The sequence below is a fragment of the Rahnella perminowiae genome, assembly GCF_019049755.1.
Classification (GTDB): Bacteria; Pseudomonadota; Gammaproteobacteria; order Enterobacterales; family Enterobacteriaceae; genus Rahnella; species Rahnella perminowiae.
Genome location: NZ_JAFMOS010000638.1, coordinates 1 through 18,323, shown reverse-complemented (window position 1 = coordinate 18,323; position 18,323 = coordinate 1). Strand labels below are relative to the sequence as shown.

The window sequence follows — 18,323 nt, the reverse complement described above, 5'->3', positions numbered from 1 at the left end:
TTCCTCCTATCTGACCTGTCGTTTTAATAAATAGAGAGCAGTCATAATGGATAAATTTCGTGTACAGGGTGGGACTCGCCTGAGTGGTGAAGTCACTATCTCTGGTGCAAAAAATGCAGCACTTCCTATTTTGTTTGCCGCACTGCTTGCTGAAGAACCTGTTGAACTCCAGAACGTTCCTCACCTGAAAGATATCGATACCACCATCAAGCTGCTGAGCCAGCTGGGCACCAAAATCGAACGTAACGGTTCTGTTTTCGTTGACGCCAGTGCGGTGAATGAGTTTTGTGCGCCGTATGACCTGGTAAAAACCATGCGTGCTTCCATCTGGGCGCTTGGCCCGCTGGTGGCGCGTTTCGGTCGCGGCGAAGTTTCTTTACCGGGCGGCTGTGCTATCGGTGCACGTCCTGTTGATCTGCATATTACGGGTCTGGAACAGTTGGGCGCGACCATTGTTCTGGAAGAAGGCTATGTGAAAGCCTCTGTCGATGGCCGCCTGAAAGGCGCGCACATTGTGATGGATAAAGTCAGCGTGGGCGCAACGGTCACTATCATGAGCGCGGCGACCTTGGCTGAAGGCACCACCATTATTGAAAATGCCGCGCGTGAGCCGGAAATCGTCGATACCGCGAATTTCCTCAATACACTGGGTGCGCAAATTACCGGTGCGGGTACCGATAAAATTACCATCGAAGGTGTTGCCCGTCTGGGCGGCGGGGTTTACCGCGTGGTGCCTGACCGTATCGAAACCGGCACCTTCCTGGTGGCGGCGGCGATTTCCGGTGGCAAGATTACCTGTCGCGAAGCCCGACCTGATACGCTGGATGCCGTACTGGCAAAATTGCGTGAAGCCGGTGCCGATATTGAAGTGGGCGAAGACTGGATCAGTCTCGATATGCATGGCAAACGCGCCAAAGCAGTGACCTTCCGCACCGCGCCGCATCCGGGCTTCCCGACTGACATGCAGGCGCAGTTCAGCTTGCTGAACCTGGTAGCAGAAGGTACAGGTGTGATCACCGAAACCATCTTTGAAAACCGTTTCATGCACATACCTGAACTGATCCGTATGGGCGCACACGCTGAAATCGAAGGCAGCACCCTCATTTGCCATGGCGTTGAAAAACTGTCTGGCGCTCAGGTGATGGCGACCGATTTACGGGCCTCTGCAAGTCTGGTTCTGGCGGGTTGTATTGCCGAAGGTGTGACCGTGGTTGACCGTATTTATCACATCGATCGTGGCTACGAGCGTATCGAAGATAAACTGCGTCAGCTGGGTGCAAAAATCGAGCGCTTTAAAGGCGAGTGATTCATAACGCCTGCGCAATAAAAAAGCCGGAAGGGGAAACCTTTCCGGCTTTTTCGTTTCTGCAATGAATGGTTGTCAGTGGTCAGGGTATTCCTGCACCGTAACCTGCAATGTCAGTTTCTGACCATCACGCATAATTTCTACCGGAATGACGGTTCCCGGACGAATTTCTGCTACCTGATCCATGGTCTCGATAGCGGAAACGGCCGGTTTGTTGTTGACGTTAATAATCACGTCTCTGACCTGCATACCCGCATTTGCCGCCGGGCCATTTGGCGTGACTTCGTTCACCACAATTCCCTGAATGTGATCCAGCCCGCTGTTCGGCCCGTGCAGAGGGGAAACTTCACGCCCGCTGATCCCGATATAACCCCGAATAACACGGCCATCACGAATCAGCTTGCCCATGACTTTTGTCGCCAGTGCGGTCGGGATAGCAAAGCCGATGCCTTCCGGCGTGGCGCCGTCATTACTTTGGTCAAAGGACAGCGTATTAATCCCCATCAGTTCCCCGAGCGAATTCACCAGCGCACCGCCGGAGTTCCCCTGATTGATCGAGGCATCGGTTTGCAGAAAGTTCTGGCGGCCGGACGGGCTGAGGCCAATACGACCGGTGGCGCTGATAATGCCCTGTGTGACTGTCTGACCGAGGTTATAGGGGTTACCGATTGCCATCACGACATCACCGACATGCGGGGTACGATGTGGATTAATCGGGATGACCGGCAGATTTCCGGCGTTGATTTTCAGCACGGCCAGGTCAGTCAGGCTGTCAGAGCCGACCAGCAACGCTTCGAATACGCGGCCATCCTGCAAGGCGACGATAATTTGATCGGCATTATTGATCACGTGTTTATTGGTGAGGATATAGCCATTGTCGTTCATGATCACACCGGAACCCAGTGTGCGGATGGCCAGTTCGTTCTGTGTACTGTTACCCATGTTGCGGTTATAGACATTCACCACGGCCGGAGCAGCATGGCGGACGCCTGAGTTATAACTGACGGGTTCTTCGCTGTTCTGGGCGAAGTTTTTGTCAAACAGCGGTTCTGTGATGTTTTTACGCAACATAGGTACCGCCGCCAGCAAAATGCCAGCAACAATCAGGCCGATAACAGCGGATCTCAAGAGCTTAACAAACATGGGTGTATGGGATGCGAGATAAAAGTGAGGGAAGAATAGCATGACTTAATCGGACGCAGCAGCACCTGCGTCCGATTTTCAACGCTTTACGGCATGAATAAGTAGATATTTTGTCCTTTACGCAAGATGCTCAGTGCGATCAGGTCCGGTTTGCTTTCCAGAATTTTGCGGAAGGCTGCCAGATTTTCGAGCGGCTCGCGGTTGACACCAATAATCACATCACCTTTTTCAAGGCCGATCTGGTCCGCCGGCGTGCCTTTCTTCACGTCATCAACATGCACACCTTGGGTCTTTTTATCGGTGGTATCACTGAGCGTCACACCCTGTAATGCCGGATTGAGTTTCTCAATGCTGACTTCTACGGCAGGGCTTTTATCCAGCGTGACACTGACAGTCATCGGTTTGCCATCGCGCAGCAAACCAATCTGCATCGTGACTCCCGGGCCGGCAGTGCTCACTTTCGCGCGTAACTCAGCAAAGCTGCTCAGCGTTTTACCCTGCAGGGTAATCAGCACGTCACCCGGTTTAATACCGGCTTTTGCCGCTGCCGAATCCGGCAACACCTCGTTGACGAAAGCGCCGCGCTGGCTGTCGAGTTTGAATGCCTGTGCCAGTTCCGGTGTCATTTCGCTGCCGCGGATCCCCAGCAGGCCGCGTTTCACTTCGCCAAATTCAATCAGCTGATGGCTGAGATTCTTCGCCATGTTCACCGGAATAGCAAAACCGATACCGACACTGCCACCCTGCGAGGAAATGATGGCGGTGTTGATACCAATCAGTTCACCTTTCAGGTCGAGCAGCGCGCCACCGGAGTTACCGCGGTTAATCGACGCATCAGTCTGAATAAAGTTTTCCAGCCCTTCAAGGTTCAGGCCGCTGCGGCCAAGGGCAGAAACAATGCCGGATGTCACGGTCTGGCCGAGCCCAAACGGATTACCCACGGCAACGGCAAAATCGCCTACACGCAGGTTATCGGAATCCGCCATCGTAATTTGTGTCAGATTTTTAGCATCAATCAGCTGGATCACCGCGATATCGGACTGATCGTCTTTGCCGATGAGTTTGGCTTTGTATTCGCGGCCATCGTTGAGCTGAACGTTGATTTTATCCGCGTTGTTCACCACATGATTATTGGTGAGCACGTAGCCTTTGGCGGCATCAATAATGACACCGGAACCCAGCCCTTCAAAAGGCTGCGGCCCCTGATTGGGTTCCGGATCCTGCTGACCGAAGAAGAACTTGTATTCTGGTGGTACATCCGCACTTGGCGGCTGGGTGCCGGAAACCTGAACGCCCACGACGGCGGGTAATACTTTTTCCAGCATCGGTGCCAGACTTGGCAAAGGTTGTCCCTGAACTTCCGTTGGTAAAGCCGCATTCGCCATAGGCGCAGAAGCGAAAGTTAATCCAAGGCTAACAGCTAACACACTGAGCAAAAATAACTTTTTCTTCATCACGATAACTCTCTCGCTTTCTGTAATGGACGTCAGTTATGGATAACAGAACGGTGATTCACAACACGGGAAGGGTCTTGAGAACGGCACACGCACGGGACATGTGCCGTAACTGCATAACGATTGTTGTGCAGGTCAGGGGCGTCTGTTATTTACGAACCGGACGCTCGCCACGCAGCAAACCGGACGCGCCGTCAGAATAATCGCGTGGCATTTGCACCGGCACCTGATCATTATCGGCTTCAGAACCGGTCAGACGATAATTAAACGGATTATCCTGCTCAGGCATATCGGGCAGTAAATTGTTGGAGCTTTTAGCCATGTGCTGATACAGCTGACGGTAATCCGTCGCCATGTTATCGAGCAACTCTGCGCTGCGGGCAAAATGGCCCACCAGCTCCTGACGGTATTCGTCGAGTTCGGCTTTACTTTTCTCCAGTTCGTTTTTCATGACTTGTTGATCACGTAATTTACGATTACCAAAGCGCATCGCCACCGCACCAATTGCGATACCGACCACTAATCCAATGAGTGCATACTCCCAGGTCATAATGACTCCTATTTTGACTTCGTTGTCCCGCAGGGCTTTTTCACGTAACTTTTATGACTTAACTTTTTTACACAATGGTTTTAACGTAATTGTTACACGCATGCGTCATGCAATAGCTCCACTATAACCGTTAACCTTGTCAGAGTGGAATCCTGCGGGGAAAATCACTGCCATCTGTTGGTTTTTTCATACACAGACAGCCGGGAAAAGCGGCGAATCCACGGCAAAAAAGCGGCTAAACGACGTGAAAAACATAAAATTTTTTTCTCAGGGACGTTAACGAAGATGCAATCTCAATCACCCCTTTTTCTTTATCAGAACGCTGTGGATGCCGGTGAGTTCCAGGCGGATGCCGTTCAGAAACAAGCTGTCGCACAGCTCGATACGATTTACCAGGCATTGTCCGCGCAGCCCCTGACACGTCCCCGGTCTGCCAGCCGTGGCGGGTTGCTGAGTCGTTTGTTTACCAAAAGTCCGCAGAAAACCCCTTCGCGACCGGTACAGGGGCTGTATATGTGGGGCGGAGTGGGGCGCGGCAAAACCTGGCTGATGGATTTGTTTTTCCACAGCCTGCCCGGTGATCGCAAGCTTCGCCTGCATTTCCACCGTTTTATGTTGCGCGTCCATGAAGAACTGACGCAACTTCAGGGGCAGGAGGATCCGCTGGAAGTGATCGCGGACCGCTTTAAAGCAGAAACCGATGTGCTCTGTTTTGATGAGTTTTTTGTTTCGGATATTACCGATGCGATGCTGCTGGCGACGTTATTGCAGGCCCTGTTTGCCCGGGGTATCACGCTGATTGCGACATCAAATATTCCGCCTGATTTGCTGTACCGCAACGGCCTGCAACGGGCACGGTTCCTGCCTGCGATTGATCTGATTAAAGAATACTGCGATGTGCTCAATGTGGATGCAGGTATCGATTACCGTTTGCGCACGCTGACGCAGGCCAATTTATGGCTGACACCTGCGGGGCCGGAAACTGCTGACGCGATGCATTCAATGTTAGGGAAACTGACCGGCAATCACAGCGGTGCGCAGACGGGCGAAAGACCGCTGCTGGAAGTGAATCATCGTCCGCTGCAGGCTATTGCCGCCGTTGATGGCGTGCTGGCGGTGGAATTTCATACCTTATGTGAAGAGGCGCGCAGCCAGCTCGATTATATTGCGCTGTCGAAAATCTATCACAGCGTACTGCTGCACAATGTGCCGGTGATGGGCGCAGACAGTGAGAACGCAGCCCGGCGTTTTCTGGCGCTGGTCGATGAATTCTATGAGCGTCATGTAAAACTGGTCATTTCCGCCGCCGTCCCGATGTTTGACATTTATCAGGGCGAACGGCTGAAATTCGAATATCAGCGTTGTCTGTCACGTCTGCAGGAGATGCAGAGCGAGGAGTACCTCAGACGGCCGCATCTGCCGTGATTTTTTGTATGGTTATTTTTTGATCAGTTCGTGGTATAAAAAGCGTCAGTAAAGCCTGCAGGGTGAACCCTCAGAAGGCGGGGAGGGAAATCTTCCTTTTTGTCGAAAAAGGGTTCGATCTTTGCAGGAGACTTCTCTATAATCTTGCGACCCCACGTTACTACAAAGTTTTTTTCCCGAAACTTTATAAGTGCCAGCATTGGCTATTCGAAGGGGTAGGTTTGCTGGACGATGGTCGTGTGAACCTCAAATACTTATTTTATAAACAAGTAAGCGTTCGGGTGTTCGCCAACGTGTAACTTTAATTGGGTAAGCTTTTAATGAAAACTTTTACAGCTAAACCGGAAACCGTACAACGTGACTGGTTCGTAGTTGACGCTACCGGCAAGACCTTAGGTCGCCTGGCCACTGAACTGGCCCGCCGTCTGCGTGGCAAACATAAAGCGGAATACACTCCGCACGTTGATACTGGTGATTACATCATCGTTCTGAACGCAGAAAAAGTTGCTGTCACTGGCAACAAGCGTAACGACAAGATTTATTACCATCACACCGGCCACATCGGTGGTATCAAGCAAGCGACCTTTGAAGAGATGATCGCTCGCCGTCCTGAACGCGTGATCGAGCTCGCGGTTAAAGGCATGTTGCCAAAGGGCCCGTTGGGTCGTGCAATGTACCGTAAAATGAAAGTTTACGCGGGTAACGAGCACACTCATGCGGCGCAACAACCGCAAGTTCTTGACATTTAATTCGGGATTATAGGCAATGGCTGAAAATCAATACTACGGCACTGGTCGCCGCAAAAGCTCCGCCGCTCGTGTTTTCATCAAACCGGGTAGTGGTAACATCGTAATTAACCAGCGTAGCCTGGAACAGTACTTTGGTCGTGAAACTGCCCGCATGGTAGTTCGTCAACCACTGGAACTGGTCGACATGGTTGAGAAATTCGACCTGTACATCACCGTTAAAGGTGGTGGTATCTCCGGTCAAGCTGGTGCTATCCGTCACGGTATCACCCGTGCACTGATGGAATATGACGAAAATCTTCGTGGCGAACTGCGTAAAGCAGGCTTCGTTACCCGTGATGCTCGTCAGGTTGAACGTAAGAAAGTCGGTCTGCGTAAAGCACGTCGTCGTCCTCAGTTCTCCAAACGTTAATTTTCTGCTGCTTTTGCAGCTCAGTGCTTCGGCACGAAAATCAGCGTCAAAAACCCGGTGTTTCACCGGGTTTTTTTATGTCTTTTTTTCGGTAATTGCGGAAGAAAATGATCTCCTGACACACAATTCGCCATGAAATCGTTTCACCGTGCCCCACAGCCTGCGTAAAATCTGGTAAACTATCACACACTTTTGTACCTGTTCGCCGAGCAGTTGACGTTGCCGCGCTTCCTGGCTGGGTTCGCCTTGCCGATGGTTGTCTATGAAACTACGGGACAAAAACTGCAGGCTGGCGATAACTCGCTGTAATATTCTAGATAAACTTGGAGGTTTTCATGGCTGTCGCTGCCAACAAACGTTCGGTAATGACGCTGTTTTCCGGCCCGACCGACATTTTTAGCCATCAGGTACGTATCGTACTGGCGGAGAAAGGTGTCAGTGTCGAGATCGAGCAGGTTGAGATGGATCACCTGCCGCAGGATCTTATTGACCTCAACCCTTACCGCACTGTACCGACGCTGGTTGATCGTGAACTGACCCTGTTCGAATCCCGCATCATCATGGAATATCTTGATGAGCGCTTCCCGCATCCGCCGCTGATGCCGGTTTATCCGGTTGCCCGTGGTGAGAGCCGTCTGATGATGCACCGCATCGAAAATGACTGGTATTCGCTGATGCGTCAGATCGAGCAAGGTTCGGCAAGCGAAGCCGATGCCGCGCGTAAGCAATTGCGTGAAGAGCTGCTGGCTATTGCGCCAATCTTCTCATACATGCCTTACTTCAAGAGCGAAGAGTTCAGCCTGGTTGATTGTTACCTGGCTCCGCTGCTGTGGCGTTTGCCGGAACTGGGTATTGAACTGGCAGGTGCCGGTTCTAAAGAGCTGAAAGGTTATATGACTCGCGTCTTCGAACGAGATGCTTTCCTGGCTTCCCTGACCGAAGCAGAGCGCGAAATGCGTTTGCATACCCGAGGTTAAGGTATGGAGATGACCGACATGTCTCCGCGTCGCCCCTATCTGCTGCGGGCTTTTTATGACTGGTTGCTCGACAACCAGTTAACCCCGCATCTGGTGGTTGACGTAACGATGCCAGGCGTGATGGTGCCGATGGAGTTTGCGCGTGACGGACAAATTGTCCTGAACGTTGCGCCGCGTGCTGTCGGCAATCTCGAACTGGGTAACGATGACGTACGCTTTAATGCCCGTTTTGGTGGCGTACCGCGTAACGTGTTTGTACCAATTGCCGCTGTTCTGGCGATTTATGCCCGCGAAAACGGTGCCGGTACCATGTTCGAACCGGAACCAGCTTATGAAGCCGAAGGTGCCTTTGAGGGTGATCTGAGCGCTGATGAGCCGGCAGAACCGACGATGTCAGTCATTGATGGCGATTTGCCCGATGTGGCTGAAGAAGATCCGAACGATGAGCCGCCAACGCCGCCACGCGGTGGTCGTCCGGCACTGCGCGTAGTGAAGTAACAACCCACTCACTCCGGTTCCGTGCTTAAACCCTGCGTTGTTACGCGGGGTTTTTTATTGCCTTCAGTCCGCTGACTTCTCCTTCCGGCAGTGCAGATTTGCTGTGTCATCATTGAACACGTTATTCGCTTGAACCGAAGCTGAGCCTGACGCTATGAGGATATTCGACGAATAACCGGCAGAAAAGGGGGATGTCATGAGGAATTCTTTTGAGTTATGCGTAAAAAAGGTCTGCCAACCATTGTTAGCAGACCTTTTTATGAGGCGATGGATCAGACTTCGAGGAAGTTCATGATGCCTTCTGCTGCTTTACGGCCTTCAGCAATAGCGGTCACCACCAGATCGGAACCGCGAACCGCATCGCCACCGGCGAAGATTTTCGGGTTGCTGGTCTGGAAGGCATTGTCGCTGCCTTCCGGTGCCACGATACGCCCCTGGGTATCCAGCTCAACGTCGTGGGCTGCCAGCCATTCCATTTTATGAGGACGGAAACCAAATGCCATCACCACGGCATCAGCTTCCATTACATGTTCGGAACCCGCCACGATTTCAGCACGACGACGACCATGAGCATCCGGTGCGCCCAGTTCAGTACGCGCCATGCGTACACCACATACGCGGCCAGAATCATTCAGTTCGATGCTCAGCGGTTGCAGGTTGAATTTGAAATCAACGCCTTCTTCGCGCGCATTCTTCACTTCACGACGTGAGCCCGGCATGTTCTCTTCATCACGACGGTATGCACAGGTCACGTGAGTAGCACCCTGACGGATTGAGGTACGCACGCAGTCCATCGCAGTATCACCCCCGCCCAGCACCACCACACGTTTTTTATCCATGGTGACGTAAGGCTCTTCCTGACTGTCGGCATAACCCATCAGTTGCTTGGTATTTGCGATCAGGAACGGCAGGGCATCGTAAACGCCCGGTGCATCTTCATTCGCCAGACCACCGCGCATTGACTGATAAGTCCCGACGCCGAGGAACACAGAATCGTATTCCGCCAGCAGTGCATCAATGGTGACGTCTTTGCCGACTTCAGTATTGAGCTGGAACTCGATACCCATCTCAGTGAAGATTTCACGACGTTTGGTCATCACCGATTTTTCCAGCTTAAAGGCCGGGATGCCGAAAGTCAGCAAGCCGCCGATTTCCGGATGGCGATCGTAAACCACCGCTTTCACACCGTTGCGGGTCAGGACATCAGCACAGGCCAGACCCGCCGGCCCTGCGCCGATAATCGCCACGCGTTTGCCGGTTGGCTGTACGTGAGACATATCCGGACGCCAGCCCATCTCAATGGCTTTATCGTTAATATAGCGTTCGATGTTACCGATGGTCACTGCACCGAACTCATCGTTCAGGGTGCAGGAACCTTCGCAGAGTCTGTCCTGCGGGCAAACACGCCCGCAGACTTCCGGCAGGCTGTTGGTCTGGTGCGCGAGATCTGCCGCTTCCATGATGCGGCCTTCGTTCGCCAGCTTCAGCCAGTTCGGAATATAGTTATGTACCGGACATTTCCATTCACAGTAAGGGTTACCGCACGACAGACAGCGGTCTGCCTGTGAGGCGGCTTGCGTCGCTGAGAACGGCTCATAAATTTCCACAAACTCAATTTTGCGGATCTTCAGCGCTTTCTTAGGCGGATCAACACGCTGTAAGTCGACAAATTGATAAACGTTTTGACTCATCTTAACCTCTTACTGCGCTTGTACCCGCAGCTCAGCTGCGGAACGACTACGGTGACCCAACAATGCTTTGACATCACTGGACTTCGGTTTTACCAGGGCAAATTTAGGCGCCCACTCCGGCCAGTTCGCCAAAATCTCTTCACCACGGGTCGATGCGGTCAACTGTACGTGTTCGATGATCAAACCGCGCAGATGCTCTTCATGGATAGCCAGATCGGCCACTTCCAGCACTTCAACCAGTTCCGGGTTAACACGTTTGCGGAATTCGCCATCTTCATCAAGGACATAAGCGAAACCACCGGTCATGCCTGCGCCGAAGTTGACGCCGGTACGGCCGAGGACACACACAATACCACCGGTCATATATTCACAGCCGTTATCACCGATGCCTTCTACCACAGTGATAGCACCGGAGTTACGGACAGCGAAACGCTCACCCGCACGGCCTGCCGCAAACATTTTGCCACCGGTTGCACCATACAAACAGGTGTTGCCGATGATGCTGGCTTCGTGGCTGCGGAATGCAGAACCGATTGGCGGACGAATGGCAATACGGCCACCGGCCATGCCTTTGCCCACATAGTCGTTTGCATCGCCGGTCAGCATTAAATCTACGCCGCCAGCGTTCCAGACGCCGAAACTCTGGCCCGCGGTGCCATTGAAGTTAATGCGCACCGGATCAGCCGCCATACCCTGATCACCGTGTTTCTCCGCAATCGCCCCGGACAACATGGCACCCACTGAACGGTCAGTGTTGCGGATATCAAAGTAGAACGCTTTGCTCTGCTTCGAATCGATATGGGGTGATGCCTGTTCCAGAATGTCTTTATTCAGCTGACCCTTATCGAACGCCGGGTTGCTTTCTGTGCAGTACACAGATTTACCTTCATGCGGTGTGGCCGTTGCCAGTATCGCAGAAAGGTCGAGATTGTTTTGCTTGGCGGTGAAGCCGTCCAGCTCGGTCAGCAGGTCGGTACGGCCAATCAGGTCCACCAGTTGGCTGATGCCCAGTTCGGCCATGATTTCACGGGTTTCCTGCGTGATGAACCTGAAGTAGTTCGTCACACGTTCCGGCAGACCGTGATAATGGTTGCGACGCAGTTTTTCATCCTGAGTTGCCACGCCCGTTGCACAGTTGTTCAGGTGGCAAATACGCAGGTATTTACAACCCAGCGCCACCATCGGGCCGGTCCCGAAACCAAAGCTTTCTGCCCCCAAAATCGCTGCCTTGATGATGTCGAGGCCGGTTTTCAGGCCGCCATCCACTTGCAGACGAATTTTGTGACGCAGCCCGTTCGCCACCAGCGCCTGTTGTGTTTCCACCAGCCCCAGTTCCCACGGACAGCCGGCGTATTTCACGGAAGACAGCGGGCTTGCGCCGGTGCCGCCATCGTAGCCAGCGATCGTGATGAGATCGGCGTAGGCTTTTGCCACGCCGACGGCGATAGTGCCGACGCCCGGTTCAGAAACCAGCTTCACCGAAATCATTGCTTTCGGGTTGACCTGTTTCAGGTCGAAAATCAGCTGCGCCAGATCTTCAATGGAATAAATATCGTGATGCGGCGGTGGAGAAATCAGGGTTACGCCCGGCACGGAATAACGCAGTTTCGCGATGTACGGCGTCACTTTGTCCCCCGGCAACTGGCCGCCTTCGCCTGGTTTTGCACCCTGCGCCACTTTGATCTGAATAACATCGGCATTCACCAGATACGCCGGTGTTACCCCGAAACGACCTGATGCAACTTGCTTGATACGGGACACTTTATTGGTACCGTAACGCGCCGGATCTTCGCCGCCTTCCCCGGAGTTAGAACGTCCGCCGATGCTGTTCATCGCCTCGGCCAGAGATTCATGCGCTTCCGGGCTCAGTGCGCCGATAGACATTGCAGCCGTATCGAAACGGGTAAATAAACCTTCCGCCGGTTCAACCTGATCAACAGGGATCGGCTGGCCTTTAGGCGTGACTTTCAGCAAGTCGCGCAGCGTGGCCACCGGACGTTCGTTAACCAGTTTGGCGTATTTCTTATAATCGTCGTAATCACCGCTGTTGACGGCAGTTTGCAGGGTAGTGACCACGTCCGGGTTATAGGAATGGTATTCGCCACCGTGGACAAACTTCAGCAGACCGCCCTGATCCAACGTTTTGCGTTTCAGCCATGCGCGTTTGGACAGGTTCAGCAAGTCCTGTTCGAAGTCGCTGTAACCGGCACCGCCGATACGGCTGACGACGCCGTTGAAGCAGGTGTTGCACAGATCTTTCGCCAGACCGACCGCTTCAAACAGTTTAGAGCAACGGTAAGAGGCAACGGTTGAGATGCCCATTTTGGACATGATCTTGTACAGGCCTTTATTGATGCCGTTACGGTAATTCAGCATCACTTCACGGTATTTCTTCTCGATGACCTGCGAGTCAACCAGTTTTGCCAGCGTTTCGTAGGCCAGATACGGATAAACCGCTGTGGCACCGAAACCAATCAGCACGGCGAAATGGTGCGGGTCACGGGCGCTGGCCGTTTCAACAATGATGTTGGCATCGCAGCGCAGGCTTTTCTCAACCAGACGCAACTGTAGCGCACCGACGGCCATTGGCGCAGGCAGCGGCAGACGGTTCGGGGCGATGTTGCGGTCAGACAGCACCAGCAGAACCGCGCCGTTACGCACTTTCTGTTCGCCTTCGTCACAGAGTTTCTGGACGAACTGCTCCATATTTTGTTCGGTCGGATCGTACGTGATATCCAGTGTTTCAGCGCGATAATGCTTGCTGTCGAGCGTGGTCAGCTGTTTAAAGTCAGACCACAGCAGGATTGGCGATTTGAAGCTCAGGCGGTGAGCCTGACCTTCGGCTTCGCAGAACACATTCATCTCACGGCCAATGCTGGTCGCCAGAGACATCACGTGGGCTTCACGCAGCGGATCGATTGGCGGGTTGGTGACCTGCGCAAACTGCTGGCGGAAGTAGTCATACACGATACGCGGACGGCTGGAGAGCACGGCAAATGGCGTATCATCGCCCATGGAACCGACGGCTTCCTGACCGTTTTCACCCAGCACGCGGATGATCTGATCGAGTTCTTCACTGCTGTAGCCGAACTGCTTCTGGAAGGTTTCGAGTAACGAATCTTCCAGCTCGCGGCTGCCCACCTGATCTTCCGGCAGGTCTTCGAACGGCACCAGACGCTGGACGTTTTTCTCCATCCATTGTTTGTAAGGGTGACGGCCTTTCAGGTCGTTATCGGTTTCAGCGGAGTGATGAATTTTGCCACTGCGGGTGTCGATCACCATCAGCTCGCCCGGTCCGACGCGGCCTTTTTCGACCACTTCATCAGGCTGGTAATCCCAGATGCCAACTTCAGAGGCACAGGTGATCAGCTTGTCTTTGGTGATGACATAGCGCGCAGGGCGCAGCCCGTTACGGTCAAGGTTACAGGCGGCATAACGACCATCTGACATTACGATGCCGGCAGGACCGTCCCACGGCTCCATGTGCATGGAGTTAAAATCGAAGAACGCGCGCAGGTCGTCGTCCATGTCCGGGTTTTGTTGCCAGGCTGGCGGTACCAGCAAGCGCATGGCGCGCAGCAAATCCATCCCGCCTGCCAGAAACAGTTCGAGCATATTATCCAGCGAGCTGGAATCCGAACCGGTTTCATTCACGAAAGGTGAAGCATCTTGCAGATCAGGGATCAGCGGCGTTTTGAATTTATACGCACGGGCACGTGCCCACTGGCGGTTACCGGTGATGGTGTTGATTTCACCGTTGTGCGCCAGATAGCGGAAAGGCTGAGCCAGCTGCCAGCGCGGTACGGTGTTGGTCGAGAAACGCTGATGGAACAGGCAGATGGCCGATTCCAGGCGCAGGTCGGCCAGATCTAAATAGAAGCGTGGCAGATCCGCCGGCATACACAGGCCTTTATAGATCGTGACCACGTTGGAGAAACTGCAGACATAGAAGTCTTTATCCTGAATGCGTTTCTCAATGCGGCGGCGCGCCATATACAGGCGACGCTCCATGTCACGCGGACGCCAGCCGGCGGGCGCGTTGACAAAAATTTGTTCGATGCGGGGCAGGGAGGAAAGCGCGATTTCACCAAGTACGTCCGGATTAGTCGGAACGTCACGCCAGCCCACCACGGACAGCGTCTCGTTTTGCAACTCTTCTTCAACAATGCGGCGGCTTGCCTCCGCTTCTTTTTCATCTTTGCTGAGGAACAGCATGCCAACGGCATAGTTTTTCGCCAGACGCCAGCCACGTTCTTCGGCAATCATGCGGAAGAAGCGGTCAGGTTTCTGTAAATGAAGGCCACAGCCGTCGCCGGTCTTGCCGTCAGCAAGGATCGCACCACGGTGTTGCATACGGGCCAGTGCGTGGATCGCAGTACGCACGACCTTATGGCTAGGTTCGCCTTCTATATGGGCGATCAGGCCGAAACCACAGTTGTCCCTCTCTTGGGATTTATCGTACAACATTACGTGAACCTCCCCAGGCTCTGCGAGACTCTCACACCAATCGCGAGCGGGCTTATACACAGAGGTTTATCCGCAATTTCGCGCACTCTTGCGGTGCGTTGATTGCCCGGACATCTCCGTCAAAGTCCTCTCGTGATGGTTCTCACAAGTGGTGGTTGACTTGTTTTAATGAGGGAGTCTTCAATTACTGCATAAATATGACGAGTTGCTCACCCGTCGAGATTGCTTCCAGCGGACTCCCAACTTAGCGAGAAAGCACAGACAGGTCAAATGGCGATTTAAGTTATATTAAAAGTGATATAAAGCGATTTAACTTATTGAAATATATTTAATTTATGGTGTTTTTATTGGCGTATTTTCGATAGGGTCATGCCCGTAAAGTGTGAGCTGACTCACTATGGGGAAAGCGTAAGATCTCCGCACCATGCTGGCAGGGGCGTAATTACCAGTATTTTATACTGGAAAATGCTGTGCACATGCGGTTTGTCACTGTTTTTAACCTGACAGTAATAATGTGTTAGTGGCGGGTTTGTAATAAGAATTATTCATACTGCCAGGAGTGACTTTATTTGCAGTAATAATGAATAGTTATGCCTGTGCGAAATACGCCGGCAGGAAAGATATTCGGCGGATAAAAGGAAAAAATGTTAGCCGGACGGCAGTTGGCGATGTTTGCGGCCTGATAAAGCCGGCCGATATTAATAATATCACCGCAGATAATAGTCAATACTCTGCCCCGCTTACCTGCATTGCACCATGACAAGCCCCTGCAAGGTGCATCTCGCAAACTTCACGTTCAATTTATGCCCTGCCATCACGCCGGGGAGGTTTTGCGGTATGATTCAGAGGACTTCGTTTTAAGGGAAACGTTATGAAGCAAATCCGGGTTTTAGCGCAGTATTATGTCGATCTGATGGTCAAGCTGGGGCTGGTGAGATTTTCACTGTTGCTGGCATCTGCGCTGGTGGTGCTGGCAATGATTGTCCAGATGGCGGTCACTATGCTCCTGCGCGGGCAGGTTGAGAGTATCGACGTCGTTCGTTCCATCTTCTTTGGTTTGCTGATTACGCCCTGGGCGGTTTATTTCCTGTCGGTGGTGGTTGAACAGCTTGAAGAGTCACGTCAGCGTTTAGCGCGTCTGGTCGATAAACTGGAGGAAATGCGCCACCGAGACCTCGAACTGAATCAGCAACTCAAAGATAATATCACCCAGCTGAATCAGGAAATCGCCGACCGTGTGAAAGCGGAAGAAGCACGTCTGGCGGTGGTCGATAAGCTGAAACTTGAAATGCAGCACCGCGAACAGGCGCAAATCGAACTGAGTCAGCAATCTGCATTATTACGCTCTTTCCTCGATGCCTCGCCGGACCTGGTGTATTACCGTAACGAAGACAAAGAATTCTCCGGCTGTAACCGTGCGATGGAACTGCTGACCGGCAAAAGTGAGAAGCAATTGATCGGCCTGACGCCTAACGATGTTTACACGCCGGATATCGCCGAGAAAGTGGTTGAGACTGACGAGAAGGTTTTTCGTCACAATGTTTCCCTGACTTACGAACAATGGCTGGTCTATCCGGACGGACGTAAAGCCTGCTTTGAATTGCGCAAAGTGCCGTTTTATGACCGTATCGGCAAGCGGCACGGGCTGATGGGCTTCGGACGCGATATTACCGAGCGTAAGCGCTATCAGGACGCGTTAGAGAATGCCAGCCGTGAGAAGACCACCTTTATCTCAACGATCAGCCACGAGCTGCGTACACCGCTTAATGGCATCGTCGGGCTAAGCCGCATACTGCTCGATACTGAACTGGATAAAGAACAGCACAGCTACCTGAAAACTATCCATGTCAGCGCCATCACCCTCGGTAATATCTTCAACGATATTATCGAAATGGATAAGATCGAACGCCGCAAAGTGCAGCTTGATAACCAGCCGGTCGATTTTACCGAATTCCTGACTGATCTTGAAAATCTTTCCGGCCTGCTGGCTCAGCCGAAAGGGCTGAAATTTATCATGGAGCCTGATCTGCCGTTGCCGCGCAGTATTACGACGGACGGCACGCGTCTGCGCCAGATTTTATGGAACCTGATTGGCAACGCCGTCAAATTTACCCGCGAAGGTCAGATTGTACTGAGCGTGCATTATGAGCCGAACGATATGCTGCGCTTTGTTGTGCGCGATTCCGGTCTGGGGATCCCGCAGGATGAGCAGGACAAAATCTTCGCCATGTATTATCAGGTAAAAGATCGCAACGGCGGTAAACCGGCAACCGGTACGGGTATCGGACTGGCGGTGTCAAAACGTCTGGCGCAGGCGATGGGCGGCGATATCACCGTCAGCAGTGTGCCGGGGCAGGGTTCCTGCTTTACGCTGACTGTCCGCGCACCGATGCTGGATGCACCGGCTGATCTGGCCGGTGACGAAGAAGACATGCCGTTACCGGCGCTGCATGTGCTGCTGGTCGAAGATATCGAGCTGAACGTGATTGTGGCGCGTTCGGTGCTGGAGAAGTTAGGCAACAGCGTTGAAGTGGCGATGAACGGCCATGATGCGCTGGAGATGTTTGATCCCGACGAATTCGATCTGGTGCTGCTGGATATTCAGCTACCGGACATGACCGGACTGGATATCGCCCGTAAGCTGCGTACCGATTACGCCGGGCAATCTCTGCCGCCGCTGATTGCCCTGACAGCAAACGTGCTGAAAGACAAAAAAGAGTATCTTGATGCGGGAATGGATGATGTGCTGAGCAAGCCGCTGTCTGTTTCCGCACTGACCACGATGATTCAGCAGTTCTGGGATCATCAGCCTGACGTTTGCGTATTGGAAAAGGAGCCTGTAGTGATGAAAGACAGCGAATCGTTGCTTGATACCGCCATGCTCGAGCAGTACATCGACCTGGTCGGGGCGAAACTGATTTATCAGAGTGCGGATATGTTTGAAAAAATGATGCCGGGCTATCTGGCTGTGCTGGATTCCAACATGACCGCGCGCGATCAGAAAGGGATTGCCGAGGAAGGCCACAAAATCAAAGGGGCGGCCGGTTCCGTTGGCCTGAAACATTTACAGCAACTGGCACAACAGATCCAGACCCCGACGCTGCCTGCCTGGTGGGATAATGTTCAGGAATGGGTTGATGAGCTGAAGGCTGAATGGCGCAATGACATCAAAGTATTGCGTGACTGGACGTCAAACGCTGAAAAAAAATAACCCCAGCCGAGGCCGGGGTGCGCGAATACTGCGCCAACACCAGGGAAAGAGGTAACCCACGATAGTTTTTAGGGTTTGGTTTTCGCAGGTCTTGGAATTCAGTTTTAAAGTCTAATACATCCTGTAGCAATCAACATAACAAATATAAGCAAGGCTGTTACAACATTCATTAAAAACTGTGATGTAGATTAGTCTTTGTCTATACAAAACATCAAGCCTTTATCGCAGGATTTTTCACAGAATACAAATGAAGCCTGTTGATGTTGTATCGGCGACATGCAATTTTGCTTATGGAACTGAACACAAGCAGACTGTTTTACCGGCGGATTTGCGATATGCTCGTTTCTGAAACCGGTTCTATAAAATCTAAAATAATGTATAACCCTTTGTAATATCTGTTTTTATGTCGAATTTTAACGAGCTGACTTTTCGGAAGCCCCAAG

Annotated in this window: 12 protein-coding genes; 7 read left to right on the top strand and 5 right to left on the bottom strand. The window is 52.5% G+C overall.

What is annotated here, in order from left to right; all coding sequences use genetic code 11:
• Window positions 1-46 precede the first annotated feature (46 nt).
• Entirely contained in the window at window positions 47-1,306 is a 1,260-nt protein-coding gene (gene murA, locus J1785_RS24430; RefSeq protein WP_129954723.1) for a UDP-N-acetylglucosamine 1-carboxyvinyltransferase, read from the top strand.
• 75 nt (window positions 1,307-1,381) lie between these two features.
• On the opposite strand, the gene degS is transcribed toward murA, so the two are convergent.
• The 3 genes from degS to zapG form a co-directional block, all read right to left on the bottom strand.
• Window positions 1,382-2,449 carry an outer membrane-stress sensor serine endopeptidase DegS gene (gene degS, locus J1785_RS24425; protein ID WP_129954722.1) on the bottom strand — a complete coding sequence of 356 codons (1,068 nt, stop codon included), beginning with the start codon at window positions 2,447-2,449 and terminating at the stop codon, window positions 1,382-1,384.
• 86 nt (window positions 2,450-2,535) lie between these two features.
• Window positions 2,536-3,903, bottom strand: coding sequence for a serine endoprotease DegQ (gene degQ / locus J1785_RS24420; RefSeq protein WP_129954721.1), 1,368 nt, complete (start codon window positions 3,901-3,903; stop codon window positions 2,536-2,538).
• A gap of 148 nt (window positions 3,904-4,051) precedes the next feature.
• Complete coding sequence (zapG, locus tag J1785_RS24415) at window positions 4,052-4,453, bottom strand: Z-ring associated protein ZapG (RefSeq protein WP_013577242.1); 402 nt, start codon at window positions 4,451-4,453, stop codon at window positions 4,052-4,054.
• Between the two features lie 285 nt (window positions 4,454-4,738).
• Here zapG and zapE point away from each other — a divergent pair, with 285 nt between their 5' ends.
• The 5 genes from zapE (at window position 4,739) to sspB (ending at window position 8,511) form a co-directional block, all read left to right on the top strand.
• Window positions 4,739-5,878 (top strand): cell division protein ZapE, encoded by a 1,140-nt coding sequence (zapE, locus tag J1785_RS24410; RefSeq protein WP_129991981.1) that lies wholly within the window; start codon window positions 4,739-4,741, stop codon window positions 5,876-5,878.
• Between the two features lie 320 nt (window positions 5,879-6,198).
• Window positions 6,199-6,627 (top strand): 50S ribosomal protein L13, encoded by a 429-nt coding sequence (rplM, locus tag J1785_RS24405; protein WP_013577239.1) that lies wholly within the window; start codon window positions 6,199-6,201, stop codon window positions 6,625-6,627.
• Window positions 6,628-6,643: 16 nt separating this feature from the next.
• Entirely contained in the window at window positions 6,644-7,036 is a 393-nt protein-coding gene (gene rpsI / locus J1785_RS24400) for a 30S ribosomal protein S9 (RefSeq protein ID WP_013577238.1), read from the top strand.
• Between the two features lie 335 nt (window positions 7,037-7,371).
• Window positions 7,372-8,013 (top strand): stringent starvation protein SspA, encoded by a 642-nt coding sequence (gene sspA, locus J1785_RS24395; protein WP_129954717.1) that lies wholly within the window; start codon window positions 7,372-7,374, stop codon window positions 8,011-8,013.
• 3 nt (window positions 8,014-8,016) lie between these two features.
• Window positions 8,017-8,511: a ClpXP protease specificity-enhancing factor gene (gene sspB / locus J1785_RS24390; protein WP_129954716.1), complete on the top strand. Its 495-nt coding sequence runs from the start codon at window positions 8,017-8,019 to the stop codon at window positions 8,509-8,511.
• A 272-nt stretch (window positions 8,512-8,783) separates the two neighbouring features.
• On the opposite strand, the gene J1785_RS24385 is transcribed toward sspB, so the two are convergent.
• Window positions 8,784-10,202, bottom strand: coding sequence for a glutamate synthase small subunit (locus tag J1785_RS24385; RefSeq protein WP_129954715.1), 1,419 nt, complete (start codon window positions 10,200-10,202; stop codon window positions 8,784-8,786).
• A 9-nt stretch (window positions 10,203-10,211) separates the two neighbouring features.
• Entirely contained in the window at window positions 10,212-14,669 is a 4,458-nt protein-coding gene (gene gltB, locus J1785_RS24380; RefSeq protein ID WP_217138170.1) for a glutamate synthase large subunit, read from the bottom strand.
• A gap of 871 nt (window positions 14,670-15,540) precedes the next feature.
• Here gltB and arcB point away from each other — a divergent pair.
• Window positions 15,541-17,880 carry an aerobic respiration two-component sensor histidine kinase ArcB gene (arcB, locus tag J1785_RS24375; protein WP_217220943.1) on the top strand — a complete coding sequence of 780 codons (2,340 nt, stop codon included), beginning with the start codon at window positions 15,541-15,543 and terminating at the stop codon, window positions 17,878-17,880.
• Window positions 17,881-18,323 lie beyond the last annotated feature (443 nt).